The following is a 13,654-nucleotide window of genomic DNA, read 5'->3' as shown; positions in this document are numbered from 1 at the left end:
GCGTGACCACCACACATCGTGTTCGTGTCCAGGGTTCGGACACGCCGCTCGAGGTCGCCGCCGATCAATCGGTTCTCGATGCGGTTCTGCGCGCGGGGGAATGGCTGCCGCACTCCTGCACGCAGGGGACCTGCGGTACCTGCAAGCTCCGAGTACTCGACGGCGAAGTGGCGCACAATGACTCACCCGACTACACGCTGACGCCTGCCGAACGGTGTGCCGGGCTGGCGCTGGGTTGCATGGCCACCCCGTGCTCGGACCTGGTCGTCGAACCGCTGGGCGCCGCGGTCGACGATGGAACGCCCCGACATCCCCTGCGCGATCACGACGGCACCGTCGTCGTCCTGGACGACATCGCCACCGATACGCGCCGACTCGTCGTCGAACTGGACGAGCCGATGTCGTTCAACGCCGGCCAGTATGCGGAGCTGGTGATTCCCGGTACCGGTGTGGGGCGCCAGTACTCGATGGCCAACCCGCCGTCGGAGTCGAAGCTCCTGGAGTTCCACGTCAAGCGCACCGTCGGTGGAAGAGCAACGGAGGGTTGGATCTTCGGTTCGCTGACGGTGGGGGAGCGGGTAGAACTCCGCGGACCGCTCGGCCAGTTCCACCTCGTCCGCGAGCAGGCCGAGCCGGCGATCCTCATCGGCGGCGGTACCGGACTCGCCCCCCTGAAGTCCATCGCCCGCCACGTGCTGGACCACGGCCTGGTACCCGAGCTGTACCTGTACCACGGTGGCCGACGACGCGACGACCTCTACGACGTCGAGTTCTTCCGCGAACTCGAGGCCGGGTACAGCAACTTCCACTACCGGCCGGTCCTCAGCGAGGAGCAGTGGGACGGCGCCACCGGGATGGTCACCGACGTCGTCGTCGAGGACTTCCGGAGCTGTAAAGGGCTGAGCGCCTATCTCTGTGGCCCGCCGGCCATGATCGAGGCCGGCGTCCGGGCGCTGAAACGTCGCCGGATGGCGCCCCGTCTCATCTTCCGTGAGGAATTCACCGTGGCGGCCCCCGTGGCGACCACCGCGGCATCGTGACATCTCGCTCGAATCCGAAAGGCAAGCCATGTACCGACTCACCGTGATCTACGGACACCCGCTCGACCCGGCGGCCTTCGACCGGCACTATGAGAACGAGCATGCCGAGCTGGTCCGCCGTATCCCCGGACTGCGACGGTTCGCCGCGGGCAAGTGCGAGTCCCTGGACGGCACCGAACCGGCCTCCTACAGCGTGGCCGAGCTGTACTTCGACTCCAAAGAGGCGCTCGGCCAGGCCCTCGGCTCTCCGGAAGGCCAGGCCGCGGCCGGTGATGTCGCGAACTTCGCCACCGGTGGAGCCACCATGCTGTTCAGCGACGAGTCGTTGGTGGGGCCCTGAGATGGCTGCTCTGCAAACGGTTCAGAAGATCGGCCCGGTGCTGGACCTGTTCACCGTCGAACGGCCGGAGTGGGGAGTGTCGGAGGTCGCGGGCGAGCTCGGCGTCCCCCGATCGAGCGCGCACGCACTGTTGGCCTCGCTGGTCGACATCGGCCTGCTGCAGTGCCGCGCTCGCGGTCGCTACCGCATCGGCTGGCGCGTCGTCGAACTCAACCAGGCACTCCAGGGCACGGTCGACGTCAAGTCGTGTGCCGCGCCGATCCTGCAGGCGCTGTCCGAGAAACTCGGCGAGACAACCCATCTCGCGGTTATGGAGCGCTATCGGGTGATCTACGTCGACAAGGTGCTCGGCAACCACGTCATCAACGTGTCCGGCGCCCGGATCGGTGCCCAGCTCGATGCGCATTGCAGCGCGGTCGGCAAAGTGCTCCTCGCGCACTGCGATCCGGCCCAGCTGGCCCGCAATCTGACCGACAAGCAGCTCCGGCGGTACACGTCGTCGACCCTGACCGACCCGGACGAACTGGCCGCGGAACTGAAGGGTGTGCTGCGTCGGGGTTGCGCCGTCGACCTGGCCGAAGCTGTGCCCGACGTGCACTGCGTCGCGGCCCCGATCCGCGACGAGATGGGGGTTGTCGTGGCGGCGATGTCGATCACCGCGCCCGCGACCAGATTCGTCCCGGCACAACACGAATTCCGGCGTGCGGTCATCGCGGCCGCCGCCGACGCGTCCCGCGCGCTGAGCACCTCGTCGGGCGACGTGTCCACGCCCATCCGTCTGCCCGAGCGCGAGGTCTCCGTCCTGCACGCGGTGGCGGGATGACCCTGCGGTCACTGTTCCTCAGACCAGAAAGATCATGCCTTCCATGACCGACCATGCCGACCTCGTGCGCGACGCCGCCGATGCGCTGCTCGACGCCTATCGAGACCACGCCCCGATCGAACCCCTGGCCGCGCGGTTCGCGGGCCACCCACTGTCGACCGCGTACGAGATCGCGCTCGCGCAGGTTCAGGACTGGGAGAAGAACGGCGATGTGGTGAAGGGCCACAAGGTGGGGCTGGCCTCCCGTGCCATCCAACGGCAGATGGGTGTCGACCAGCCGGACTTCGGGCACCTCACGGCGAGCATGTTCCATCTCGAGAACGCCCCGATCCCGGCGGGCACCTTCATCCAGCCGCGCATCGAGCCAGAGGTCGCCTTCGTCCTCGCCAAACCGCTTCGCGGGCCGGGGGTCACGGTCGCAGAGGCCACCGCGGCCGTCGACTTCGTGCTCCCCGCACTGGAGATCGTGGACTCGCGCATCCGCGACTGGCGGATCGGCATCTTCGACACCATCGCCGACAATGCGTCGTCGGGCGGGGTGATCCTGGGCGGACGGCCGGTGCCGCTCGTCGACGTCGACCTGCGGATGGCCGGCTGCAACCTGCATGTGAACGGCGACCTCGTCGACACCGGCGCCGGTGGTGCGGTGCTGGGATCCCCGATCAACGCGCTGGTCTGGCTGGCGAACACAGTCGGGCCGCTGGGTGTCACCCTCGAACCAGGCCACGTGGTCCTGCCCGGTTCGATGACCGCGGCCGTGCCGGTCGCGCCGGGGGACACCGTGGTCGCCACCATCGCCGGACTCGGCAGCGTCACCGCGGTGCTGGCCGGCGCGTGAGTGCTCGTGTCCTCGAACCATCAGGAGAAGATGTGACAGACAAAGGAATCGACGATTGGAGTGCGGTTCGCGTCGCCGGCACGCTGCTCGCCGCCGAACACTCGCGGACGCCGCGGACCTCGATCCACCACGAGTGGCCGGGCCTGACACTCGACGTAGCCTATGCCGCTCAGGACATCGCGCTCGCCGATCGGCGCTCGCGCGGAGAGACCGTGACCGGAATCAAGCTGGGCCTGACCTCGCGGGCCAAGCAGAAACAGATGGGCGTCGACGAACCGTCGGTCGCCTGGCTCACCGACGCGATGGTGCTGCCCGCCGGTCTGCCGGTTCCGCGTGAGCGACTCATCCATCCGCGCGCCGAGCCGGAGATCGCCTTCGTGCTCGGGCGGCCCCTCACCGGTCCCGGTGTCACCGCGGCCACAGCACTCGCCGCGGTCGACCATGCGATGGCCGCGATCGAGATCATCGACAGTCGCTACTCGGGGTTCAAGTTCACCCTCGCGGATGCGGTGGCCGACAACAACTCCTCCGGCGTCTACGTGACGGGTCCGGTCATCCGAGATGTCGCGAACGTGGACTTCGGACTCGAGGCGTGCCTTCTGGAGATCGATGGCGACATCGTCGCCACCGCGACGGGCTCGGCGGTGCTCGGACATCCTGCCGAGGCACTGGCGTTCGCGGCCAACACCTTCGGCGCGCGGGGCGTCACCCTGGAGGCAGGGTGGGTCGTCCTCACCGGCGGCATGACGGACGCTGTGCCGGTCGAGCCGGGTAGCCGGGTCGCGGCACACTTCACCACGCTCGGCTCGATCACGATCGCGGGAGGGTGAGATGCCGTTCATCGATGTGACCATCGCCCAGGGGCGTTCACCCGACGAGGTGCGCGCGCTGATGCGCGAACTGACGGCGGCCGCCCACCGTGCGATCGGCGCGCCGATCGCGAACATCCGAGTATGCGTCCGCGAGGTCCCGACCACCCACTGGTCGGCGGGCGACGTCACCGTTGCCGAACGTCAGGCGGCGATCACGGAATCGTGAGGCGCGGGAGGAGCTGCTCGCTACTGTCCACGGGAACTGCAACAAATGGTCCCTGATTCGAAACCGCCGCTATACCTGCAGTCCGGCCGATGACCGGCAGACTTCAACTCGACCGATGGACTTCGATCGAAGTCTAGGAGTCGAGTTGAAGTCTGTTGGTCACGCGGCGCGTCAGCTCTGCTCCCTGGCCGTCCGGGTCGCCGACGTCGATCCCGAGAGTGTTGCGCCCGCTGATGATGCGTCGTTAAACACGGTGCACATGCGGGTGACCGAGCAGGGCAGAGTCGCGATCGCCGCGGACGTGACCGCGGTGATCGGGGAGAAGTCCTGTCGATGATCGACGAACGATCCTGCCCGCGGCCGGAACCCGACGGCGCCGAGGATCGTCGCAGTGTCGGATAACGCCGCGCCGACGGTTTGGAACTATTGCTGAATCAGGCGGCGGTCGGTGCGGCGATGACCACCGCTGGCGCGCCCCGCACCCAGGTGCTGGTGACCATCCCGGCCGACAACACCGATCCGGCGCGGCTGCCGTGGGTCGGTGCGGTCACGGCGTCGACGGCACGACGACTGTCCTGCGACGGTGGGGTGGCCGAGATCGTGCTCGACACCGAGGGCGTGCCGTTGCGGATGGGCACCACGAATCGGCTGTTCCCACACCACTTACGTCGAGCGATCATCGTTCGCGATATCTGCTGTGTGAAATGCGTTGCCCCCGCGGCGCATACGCAGGTCCACCGTCTCGTCCATTGGGCTGATGGTGGTCCGACTGAACTGGACAACGGGTGCTTGCTGTGTCAGCGCTGCCATACCCAGGTCCATCACCATGGCTGGGAGGTGGTGATGGGTCCTGATCGGCATCCGTGGCTGATCCCGCCGGCCGACATCGACCCCCGACGGTTACCCCGGCCTGCCTACAACCGCCGCACCATGCGACTCGACGACGCCCTCGTGTAGTCGCCAACCCTAGAACCACCGCGCCCAGACTCTCCGGCGTCGACTCCGGCGCCACACGACCTTTGACAACTCCACAGGGTGGATGTGTCGGGCTCAGCGAGCCGCGCGGAGTGCGATCTCCGACGCCCGGACATCACTCGCCGGCACGCCGGCGATGCCCCAGTTCTCCGGCGCCACCTCGACAATCTGTCCACGGACGCCCGAGCGTTCAACGTCCAGGTGCTCGACGACGAGGTCGGTGAACGCGGCCAGAAGTTCCGAACGTTGCTGCGGCGGACGGCCTGCGAGCACGATGGCGGTGAAATAGGGGGCTGCCGACCCGCCGTCGGCGACGAGCTGTCCGCCGACGGCGAGGTCGGTCGGGTCGTACTGCACGACGAAGGCGCGTACCCGCTCGATCGGTGAGTCGAGGATGCGGGAGTAGGCCGCACTCGCGGCGGTCAGCAGAGCGGCGCGCTGCTCGGTGGACGCGCTGCCGACGGGGATGTGGAAGTGTGCAACCGGCATGTTGGCTCCGTTCGGGAAGTGCCTGCGTCCGTTTCGGACCGGGCTACTGGATGCCGTGGCGAGTTCCGCCGTCGGCGTTGAGGACGCTGCCGTGCAGCACGGCGGCCTGGGGCTCGAGCAGCATCTCGACGAGCCAGGCGATCTCGTCCAGTGTGGGCAGGCGACCCAGCGAGGTCTTGGCCGTGTACCTGTCCCAGATCTCCTGCGGCGCGGCACCGGTCTCACGCGATTCGGTGTCGACGAAGGCGCGGAGCCGAGGGGTGTCGATGGGCCCGGGCGCGATGGTGTGCACGGTGACACCCCGGGGTCCATAGAGTGCCGAGATTTGTCGCATCAGATTGAACAACGCGGCATTGGCGGTACCCGGTCCCGCGTCGAGGGGCCCCGGTTCGAGTCCGAGTGAACCCGCGACCGCGACGAACCGCGAGCCGTCGGCGAGATGGTCGCGGACTGCTCGCAGCAACCGGACGGTGCCGGCCACCTTGATGTTGGCCGCGGTGGCCAGCAGCGATGGCTCGATCGCGTCCGCGGAGCCGCGCACCGGGAGACCGGCCGCGAACACCGCGAGTCGTACGGGCCCGTCGAGGCAGGATCGGATCGCGTCCACGGACCAGTCCTCGGCGATGTCGGCCGCGCACGGGATGATCAGCTCGTCTGTTGCCGCGAGCTGTTCGAGTTCCTCGGCACGGCGCCCCACCGCGAGAACCCGCATCCCGCGTGCCACCAGGCGTCGTGTGCACACGGTCCCCATCGCGCCGGTCGCGCCGACGACCACACATGTCTCGGTTGTGGACACGGGCCTACTTCCGGATGCGGAGCGTCACCGCGCGCGGCTCGGTGAAGAACTCCCGGGAGTACTGGCCACCCTCGCGACCCAGGCCGCTGATGCCCTCACCGCCGAAGGGCAGCCGGAGATCGCGTTCGAAGAAGGTGTTGATCCAGACCGTGCCGGCCTTCCAGCGAGCCGCCATCCGATGAGCCCGATCGAGGTTCTGCGTGAACAGGATTCCGGCGAGACCGTAGGGGGAGTCATTGGTGATGCGCAGCGCCTCCTCTTCGGTGTCGAAGCCCAGAACCGTCTCGACGGGACCGAAGATCTCCTCACGTGCCGTGCGGGAGTCATTGGTCAGGCCGGTGATGACGGTCGGCGGATAGTAGAAGCCGCCCGCCCGATCGGGGTCGGTGAGTCGTTCGCCGCCGGTGATGATCTTGCCGCCTTCATCCTGCGCGAGTTCGACATAGCTGTGCACCTTGTCGAGGTGACGCTGCTCGATGAGCGGCCCCATGAACGTCGTCGGGTCCTTCGGGTCCCCGACCACGAGCTTCCGCGCCTCCTCGACGAAGCGCTCGACGAACTGCTCGCGGATCGAGTTCTGCACCAGCAGTCGCGAACCCGACAGGCAGACCTGCCCGTTGCCGCCGAAGATGGCCCGAAGGGACATCGGCACGGCCACATCGAGATCGGCGTCGGCGAACACGATGTTGGCCGACTTGCCACCCATCTCGGCCGAGACAGGCGTGTGGTTCGCGGCGGCCGCCTGCAGGATCTTCACGCCCGTGGCACTCGATCCGGTGAAGGTGATGCGGTCGACGCGCGGATCGGAGGTCAGCGGTCCGGCGACGGCCTCACCACCGAAGCCGTGGACGACGTTGAGCACCCCGGGCGGCAGACCCGCCTCGAGCGCGATCTGCGCGAAACGGTTGGCGGTCAACGGTGTCTGCGGTGCCGGTTTGAGGACCACGGTGTTGCCGAAGGCAAGTGCGGGCGCGATCTTCCATGTCGCCAGCATCAGCGGCGCGTTCCACGGACTGATCGCGGACACGACCCCGGCGGGCGGGTAGAGGACGTAGGAGAGCAGATCGCCGTCCGGGTAGGCCTCGTTCGCGGCCATCGAGACGTAATCGGCGAAGAAGCGCAGGTTGTGGGCCACCCGCGGGATCTCGGCGTGCAGCGACTGCGTGATCGTCTTGCCGCCGTCACGGGTTTCGAGCTGTGCCAGCTCCTCTCGGTGCTCGTCGACGGCGTCGGCGACCGCATGCAGGATCGCCGCGCGTTCCTTGGGTGACATCTGCGGCCACGGCCCGTCGTCGAAAGCGGTGCGGGCAGAGTCGATCGCCGCGACGCCGTCGTCGACGGTGCCGCGCGCCACCCGGGCGAGCAGCGCGCCGTCGTGCGGGTCGCGCGACTCGAACGTCGCGCCGTCCGAGGCCGTCCGCCACTCGTTCCCGATGAGGTGGCGAACCTCGGCAGTACCGCTCTGATCGGTGTTTTTCAGATGGCTGGAAAGAGTCATTTCCTCACACCTCCGCCGCGACGGGCGTCTCGTACGTGCGACCCGCGAGTTCCGAGGCCACATCGATGATCATGTCTTCCTGGCCGCCGATCACCCCGCGCCGGCCGAGTTCGAGCAGGATGTCCCGGGCCGGGACCCCGAACTTCTTCGCAGCGCGCTTGGTGGGGTGGAAGAACGTGGAATACACACCCGCGTAGCCGAGCACGAGCGCGGTCTCGTCGACGATCTGCGGCTCGGTCATCAGTGGGGCCACGACGTTCTCGGCGGTGTCGATGAGCGGGAACAGCTCGACGCCGGTGTCCCAGCCCGCGCGTTCGAATGCGGCGGCGAGGACTTCGGTCTGGGCATTGCCGGCACTGGCGCCGAGCCCCCGTAGCGAGCCGTCGATGTAGGTGGCACCGTTCTCGGCTGCGGTGAGCGCGTTGGCGATCCCGACACCGAGGTTGTTGTGGGCATGGAAACCGATGTCCGCGGAGATCGCCTCGCGCAGTGCCGCGACCCGCTCGCCGGCCTGCCGCGGGACGAGCGCACCTGCGGAGTCGACGACGTAAACGACGTCGGCGCCGTAGGAGTCGAGCTTGGCCGCCTGCTCGGCGAGTGCGTCGGGTTCGAGTTTGTGGCTCATCATGAGAAAGGTCATCACGGTGAGACCGTTCTCCTTCGCCCATTCGACAGGCTGCTGCCCGCAATCGGCTTCGGTGCAGTGGACGGCGACGCGGACGGTCGAGATGCCGGCGTCCACCGCCGCCTGCAGTTCGTTCAGCGTCGCGATGCCCGGTACGTAGAGGGCCGCGATGTCAGCGTTGTCGACCGCGTCGACGGCGGCGCGCACGTACTCGGGGTCGGTGGCCGCGGCGAAGCCGTACTGGACCGACGACGCACCGAGACCGATGCCGTGTGCCACTTCGATTGTCGGGACGCCGGCCCGGTCGAGGCCGGCCGCGATGGCGGCGACGTCGCGTGTGGTGAACCGGTGCGAGACACTCGACATCCCGTCACGCAGCGTCGTGTCGACTAGGGTGACCGATCGTGGCCCGCGGGCCGGGGACTGGCTGGTCATCGCAGTGCTCCTGTCTGAAGTGTCACTGTTGCGGCCCTCTCCTGCGCCATCACCTCGGCGACCTGCACGGCGGCCGCGGTGATGATGTCGAGATTGCCTGCGTACGTGGGTAAGAAGTCGCCGGCGCCCACGACCTCGAGCATCACGGTCACCAGATCGCCATCGGTGTCGACGAGCTTGAGGGTGTAACCGGGGACGTAGCGCTGGACCTCGGCGACCATGTCGACCACGGCGCGTTCGATGGCCACGGGATCAGGGTTGCGCACTTTCGCATACACCGTGTCGCGCATGTTCATCGGCGGTTCGGCCGGGTTGATCACCGAGATCGCCTTGGCCCGGTCCGCTCCCGCGACCTGCGCCAGGGCGCGCCCCGTCTTCTCGCTGAACTCGCTCAGATTCTGCCGCGTTCCCGGACCCGCACTCGCCGACGCGATGGCCGCGACGATCTCTCCGTAGGCGGCGTCGGCGGCCTGGTTGATCGCGTGGAGGATCGGGATGGTGGCTTGCCCGGCGCAGCTCACCATGTTCACGTTGGGCGCGTTCACGTGTTCGCGGAGGTTGACCGCGGGGACGACGTAAGGGCCGACCGAGGCGGGCGTCAGATCGATCGCGGTGATCCCCGCGTCGGCGTAGCGGGGCGCGACGGCGGCGTGGACCTTGGCGGAGGTGGCCTCGAAGACGAGGTCGGGGGGCGAGGACTGCCGTAGCAACCAGTCCACGCCCTCGGCCGACGCCTCGAGTCCTTCCTCGCGCGCCCGGCGCAAACCCTCACTGGCGGAATCGATCCCGACCATGTGGACCGGTTCTACGTACTCGGACCGCAGCAGTTTGTACATCAGGTCCGTCCCGATGTTGCCCGATCCCACAATGGCGGCGGTCAACCGGCTCATCGCATGTCTCCTCTGCTCGTGCGCACGTTCGGTCTCGGTTGCCGTCGGCGTGCTCGACACCGAACCTAAGGAGCGGTTGCCGTCTCCGGGGCCAAGGCACGGGCAGTCCGAACGCGGAGCGCATCGGCGGCACCGTTGTTCGGATATCCCGAATGGCGGTGACGGCAGTCACATCTCGTCGCCATGCTGAGGCTCATCAGCCAGCAGCCACCGAGATCCGGTGGCGCCCGATCCACAGGAGAAACGATGACCGAGAACGCCGCACGCTTCGATGTCGCGCACCTCGCCCGTGCCGAACTGTTGACCCCGAAGCCGCAGGAGACCCTCGACTTCTTCACCCGATTCCTGGGCATGTACGTCACCCGGCGCGAAGGCCAGTCCGTCTACCTCCGGGCCTACGAGGACCCCTACCCCTGGAGTCTGAAGATCACCGAGGCCGCCGAGCCCGGGATGGGTCATGCCGGCCTGCGGACCAGCTCTCCGGAGGCGCTCGAACGCCGTGCCGCCTCGCTGCAGGGTGCGAACATCGACACCTCCTGGCACGAAGACGAATTCGGCTACGGCAAGACGCTGGCATACAAGACCGCCGACGGTCACGACTTCGCGCTGGTGTGGGAAGCCGAGACCTACGTCGCGCCACCGGAACTGCAGAGCAAGATCCTCACCCGGCCGTCGAAGAAGCCGTTGCAGGGGATTCCGGTCAAGCGCATCGACCACCTCAACCTGATGGCCTCGGACGTCACCGCGGTCAAGACCGAGTTCGAACGCCACCTCGGGTTCCGCACCACCGAGCGCGTCGTCGACGGTGATGTCGAGATCGGCGCCTGGATGAGTTCGAACATCCTCGGCCACGAGGTCGCCTGCATGCGCGACATGACCGGCGGGCGCGGCAAACTGCATCACCTCGCCTTCTACTACGGCACGGGTCAGCACAACATCGACGCCGTGGAGATGTTCCGCGAGTACGACATCCGCATCGAGGCCGGCCCGGACCGACACGGGATCACCCAGGGTCAGTTCCTCTACGTGTTCGAACCCGGTGGCAACCGCATCGAGTTGTTCGGCGAGTCCGGATACCTGCATCTCGATCCGTCCGCCGAGACGAAGACCTGGCAGATGTCCGACATCGACACCGGTCTGGCCGTCGGCGGTGCGAAGCTGCCGTGGGAGACCTACTTCACCTACGGCACGCCCAATCCGCTCCCGCTCGACGAGCACATCACCGCCTTCGCCGACTTCGGACCGGGCGGGCCCGCGCCGGAGGCCGAGGCGGTCGTCGAACTGATGCCCGACGAGATCGAGCACTCCCGTGCCGTGGCCGATGCGCCGGTCTGAGCCGGGTCGATCGGTTCGATCAGAACAGGAGACTCCTTGACTGTCATCGACATCACCAGGGTGTCGTCGTCCGACGACATGCCCGACCATCCGCCGCGGATCGCCGACACCCTGTACCACGACCTCGTGTCGCCCGAGGAGGTAGTCGAGGTCCGTCGCAGGGTTCGGCAGGTCGCGCTTCGCGACGTCGCGCCGGTGGCCGACCGGATCGCGCGGGGCGACGAGCGACTCGACGGCTTCCCACGTGACGTGTTCGATCGGCTGGCCACGGCGGGGATCTACCGCATCCCCTTCGCGGCCGATGTCGGCGGCGACGGACTGGCTCACCCGGCCACCGCGACGGCCACCGCCGTCGAAGAAGTGGCGTACTTCTCCAACAGCGTCGCCGCGATCTTCGACGTCCACTGCATCCTCGCGGGCAATGCCGTCAACCAGGGCACGCCGAGCAGCGCCGCAGGTGGCTGGCCCCGGTCGTCGCCGGCGAGATCGTCGGCTCCTTCGCCACCAGCGAGCCGGCCGCGTCGAGCGATCTCTCACCCGAGGCGGTCCAGACCGTGGCGCACCGCCGCGGCGACGGATGGGTGCTGAACGGGCGCAAGCGGTGGATCACCAATTCCGTCGTCGCCGCGTTCGTCGTGGTCCTCGCTCGCACCGGTGACCGGCTCTCGACGTTCATCGTCCCGACCGACACCCCGGGGGTCCGGGTGGGTACGCCGGATCGCAAGCTCGGGAACAAGGGCCAGATTACCGCCGACGTGCACCTCGACGAGGTGGAGCTGGGGCGTGAGTCCCTGCTCGGGACCGAGGGCGGCGGGCTGAAGGTCGCCCTGCAGACGCTGACCTACGGACGTATCGGGATCGCGGCGGCGGGTGTGGGCATGGCGCAAGCCGCCTTCGACCGCACCGCTGCCCACCTGCGCACCCGGGTGGCCTTCGGCGAACCGCTCGCAGCCCGGCAGCACTGGCAGTTCCTGATGGCCGACCGCGCGACCGAGATCGCGATCTCGCGCGACCTGTACATCAAGGCCGCGATGCGGCTCGACGCCGGAACGCGCTTTCCCGAACCGGAGGCGGCGATGGCCAAGCTGCGCGGCACCGAGGTCGCGGTCCAGATGGCCCGCGACGCGGTCCAGGCGTTCGGCGGCTTCGGATTCACGCAAGAGCTCGGCGACGACGACTCGTCGGGTCCGGTCGAGGCCCTGTACCGGGACAGCAAGATCGGGGAGATCTACGAGGGCGCCAGCGAGGTACAGCGGTGGGTGCTCGCGCGGCAGATCTTCGGTCGCGACGTCGTGGGCTGATCGACGCGCTGACGACCTTCCGGGCCGTCGTCCACCCCGGTGGGCGGCGGCCCTTGGCGTCGCGGGACCAAATCGGGGCATGGTGGTGTTGTGCACGGTGACGCCCTCCGAGCGCCGTCGCTCGACGGAGCCGGGGGAGCGTCAGCAGGAGGAAACGTGAGCAACACCTACCGCAAGACCCCCGAGGCGTTGAACCGCCTCACCGACATCCAATACCGCGTCACCCAGCGTGACGGCACCGAGCGTGCCTTCGACAACGAGTACTGGGACAACCACGAACCCGGCCTCTACGTCGACGTCGTGTCCGGACAGCCGCTGTTCTCGTCGACCGACAAATACGACAGCGGCACCGGCTGGCCGAGCTTCACCCGGCCCGTCGAGCCCGACGCGGTCGCCACCAAGACCGACCGCACCCTGTGGATGCGACGCACCGAGGTGCGCTCGTCCGGCGCCGACAGTCACCTCGGGCACGTCTTCGACGACGGGCCGCGCGAGGCCGGCGGACAGCGCTACTGCATGAACTCCGCCTCGTTGCGGTTCATCCCGGTTGGCGAGCTCGAGGCGGAGGGGTACGGCGAGTACGCCGGCCTGTTCGGCGGCACGCACACCACGAATTCCCACACCACCGATACCCAGGAGGAGAACGCATGACGACCGACCCCGGCCAGATCACCGTCCGTCCCGGCACCGAGACCGCGGTCCTCGCGGGCGGATGCTTCTGGGGGATGGAAGACCTGATCCGCAAGCAGCCCGGCGTCCTGGACACCCGGGTCGGCTACACCGGCGGACAGAACGACCACGCCACCTATCGCAACCACCCCGGTCACGCGGAGGCCGTCGAGATCGTGTTCGACCCGACCCAGACGTCGTATCGCGACATCCTGGCGTTCTTCTTCCAGATCCACGACCCGACCACGCGCAACCGGCAGGGGAACGACGTCGGCACGAGCTACCGCTCGGCGATCTTCCCGGTGACACCGGAACAGGAGAAGGTCGCCCGCGACACCATCGCCGACGTCGATGCGTCGGGGCTGTGGCCCGGCAAGGCGGTCACGACGATCGAGGAGCTGGGTCCGTTCTGGCAGGCCGAGCCCGAACATCAGGACTATCTGCTCAATTTCCCGAACGGGTACACCTGCCACTTCCCGCGCCCGGGATGGGTGCTGCCGAAGCGGGACGCGGCGTCCACGCGGTGACGCGCGAGGCCGGCTGACAGTGCCGACGCCCGTCG

Annotated in this window: 14 protein-coding genes and 2 pseudogenes; 11 read left to right on the top strand and 5 right to left on the bottom strand. The window is 68.1% G+C overall.

From position 1 onward, the window contains the following. Positions 1–2: 2 nt before the first annotated feature. The 7 genes and pseudogenes from Q9R39_RS08525 to Q9R39_RS08495 all read left to right on the top strand — a co-directional run. The gene (locus Q9R39_RS08525; protein ID WP_068970808.1) at positions 3–1,040 is read left to right on the top strand and encodes an NADH:ubiquinone reductase (Na(+)-transporting) subunit F; all 1,038 of its coding nucleotides are present in this window, start codon (positions 3–5) and stop codon (positions 1,038–1,040) included. A gap of 28 nt (positions 1,041–1,068) precedes the next feature. Next, a complete protein-coding gene (locus tag Q9R39_RS08520) occupies positions 1,069–1,380 on the top strand; it encodes an EthD family reductase (protein WP_058249705.1) in 312 nt (103 codons plus the stop codon). Position 1,381: 1 nt separating this feature from the next. Continuing rightward, positions 1,382–2,203 (top strand): IclR family transcriptional regulator, encoded by an 822-nt coding sequence (locus Q9R39_RS08515; protein ID WP_058249706.1) that lies wholly within the window; start codon positions 1,382–1,384, stop codon positions 2,201–2,203. Between the two features lie 34 nt (positions 2,204–2,237). Then, positions 2,238–3,041, top strand: coding sequence for a 2-keto-4-pentenoate hydratase (locus tag Q9R39_RS08510; RefSeq protein WP_396275649.1), 804 nt, complete (start codon positions 2,238–2,240; stop codon positions 3,039–3,041). Between the two features lie 32 nt (positions 3,042–3,073). Continuing rightward, complete coding sequence (locus Q9R39_RS08505) at positions 3,074–3,871, top strand: 2-keto-4-pentenoate hydratase (RefSeq protein WP_091344194.1); 798 nt, start codon at positions 3,074–3,076, stop codon at positions 3,869–3,871. Between the two features lies 1 nt (position 3,872). Continuing rightward, positions 3,873–4,079 carry a tautomerase family protein gene (locus Q9R39_RS08500; RefSeq protein ID WP_058249708.1) on the top strand — a complete coding sequence of 69 codons (207 nt, stop codon included), beginning with the start codon at positions 3,873–3,875 and terminating at the stop codon, positions 4,077–4,079. A 226-nt stretch (positions 4,080–4,305) separates the two neighbouring features. Next, positions 4,306–5,036 (top strand): annotated as a pseudogene (locus Q9R39_RS08495) (DUF222 domain-containing protein); the annotation flags it as partial. Positions 5,037–5,129: 93 nt separating this feature from the next. On the opposite strand, the gene Q9R39_RS08490 reads toward Q9R39_RS08495, so the two are convergent. From Q9R39_RS08490 to Q9R39_RS08470, 5 genes are read right to left on the bottom strand one after another with little or no spacing between them, the layout of a single operon-like run. Further along, on the bottom strand, positions 5,130–5,543 hold the full coding sequence (locus Q9R39_RS08490) for a tautomerase family protein (RefSeq protein WP_058249709.1): 414 nt from the start codon (positions 5,541–5,543) through the stop codon (positions 5,130–5,132). A gap of 43 nt (positions 5,544–5,586) precedes the next feature. Continuing rightward, the gene (locus Q9R39_RS08485; RefSeq protein ID WP_058249710.1) at positions 5,587–6,339 is read right to left on the bottom strand and encodes an SDR family NAD(P)-dependent oxidoreductase; all 753 of its coding nucleotides are present in this window, start codon (positions 6,337–6,339) and stop codon (positions 5,587–5,589) included. A 4-nt stretch (positions 6,340–6,343) separates the two neighbouring features. After that, on the bottom strand, positions 6,344–7,837 hold the full coding sequence (locus tag Q9R39_RS08480; RefSeq protein ID WP_068970815.1) for an aldehyde dehydrogenase: 1,494 nt from the start codon (positions 7,835–7,837) through the stop codon (positions 6,344–6,346). Between the two features lie 4 nt (positions 7,838–7,841). Beyond that, positions 7,842–8,897: a 4-hydroxy-2-oxovalerate aldolase gene (dmpG, locus tag Q9R39_RS08475; protein WP_058249712.1), complete on the bottom strand. Its 1,056-nt coding sequence runs from the start codon at positions 8,895–8,897 to the stop codon at positions 7,842–7,844. Continuing rightward, positions 8,894–9,787 carry an acetaldehyde dehydrogenase (acetylating) gene (locus Q9R39_RS08470; protein WP_165629532.1) on the bottom strand — a complete coding sequence of 298 codons (894 nt, stop codon included), beginning with the start codon at positions 9,785–9,787 and terminating at the stop codon, positions 8,894–8,896. The genes dmpG and Q9R39_RS08470 overlap by 4 nt, the downstream gene beginning before the upstream one ends. Positions 9,788–10,033: 246 nt before the next feature. Between Q9R39_RS08470 and Q9R39_RS08465 the strand changes: the two genes are divergently transcribed. From Q9R39_RS08465 to msrA, 4 genes and pseudogenes are all read left to right on the top strand, one after another. Next, on the top strand, positions 10,034–11,122 hold the full coding sequence (locus tag Q9R39_RS08465) for a VOC family protein (protein ID WP_165629533.1): 1,089 nt from the start codon (positions 10,034–10,036) through the stop codon (positions 11,120–11,122). Positions 11,123–11,200: 78 nt separating this feature from the next. Then, positions 11,201–12,423, top strand: a pseudogene (locus tag Q9R39_RS08460) (acyl-CoA dehydrogenase family protein). A gap of 156 nt (positions 12,424–12,579) precedes the next feature. Then, the gene (msrB, locus tag Q9R39_RS08455) at positions 12,580–13,074 is read left to right on the top strand and encodes a peptide-methionine (R)-S-oxide reductase MsrB (RefSeq protein WP_311277333.1); all 495 of its coding nucleotides are present in this window, start codon (positions 12,580–12,582) and stop codon (positions 13,072–13,074) included. Next, entirely contained in the window at positions 13,071–13,619 is a 549-nt protein-coding gene (msrA, locus tag Q9R39_RS08450; protein WP_078113765.1) for a peptide-methionine (S)-S-oxide reductase MsrA, read from the top strand. The genes msrB and msrA overlap by 4 nt, the downstream gene beginning before the upstream one ends. Positions 13,620–13,654 lie beyond the last annotated feature (35 nt).

The organism is Gordonia sp. AC31, from assembly GCF_031844505.1.
GTDB classification, from domain to species: domain Bacteria; phylum Actinomycetota; class Actinomycetes; order Mycobacteriales; family Mycobacteriaceae; genus Gordonia; species Gordonia hongkongensis.
This window is presented reverse-complemented; position numbering and strand designations above follow the sequence as displayed.

Bases quoted from the DNA above. Each gene is read 5' to 3' on its own strand.
- Q9R39_RS08520 (WP_058249705.1), top strand. From the start codon at position 1,069: ATGTACCGACTCACCGTGATCTACGGACACCCGCTCGACCCGGCGGCC.
- Q9R39_RS08515 (WP_058249706.1), top strand. From the start codon at position 1,382: ATGGCTGCTCTGCAAACGGTTCAGAAGATCGGCCCGGTGCTGGACCTG.
- Q9R39_RS08510 (WP_396275649.1), top strand. From the start codon at position 2,238: ATGCCTTCCATGACCGACCATGCCGACCTCGTGCGCGACGCCGCCGAT.
- Q9R39_RS08500 (WP_058249708.1), top strand. From the start codon at position 3,873: ATGCCGTTCATCGATGTGACCATCGCCCAGGGGCGTTCACCCGACGAG.
- Q9R39_RS08490 (WP_058249709.1), bottom strand. From the start codon at position 5,543: ATGCCGGTTGCACACTTCCACATCCCCGTCGGCAGCGCGTCCACCGAG.
- Q9R39_RS08480 (WP_068970815.1), bottom strand. From the start codon at position 7,837: ATGACTCTTTCCAGCCATCTGAAAAACACCGATCAGAGCGGTACTGCC.
- dmpG (WP_058249712.1), bottom strand. From the start codon at position 8,897: ATGACCAGCCAGTCCCCGGCCCGCGGGCCACGATCGGTCACCCTAGTC.
- Q9R39_RS08470 (WP_165629532.1), bottom strand. From the start codon at position 9,787: ATGAGCCGGTTGACCGCCGCCATTGTGGGATCGGGCAACATCGGGACG.
- Q9R39_RS08465 (WP_165629533.1), top strand. From the start codon at position 10,034: ATGACCGAGAACGCCGCACGCTTCGATGTCGCGCACCTCGCCCGTGCC.
- msrA (WP_078113765.1), top strand. From the start codon at position 13,071: ATGACGACCGACCCCGGCCAGATCACCGTCCGTCCCGGCACCGAGACC.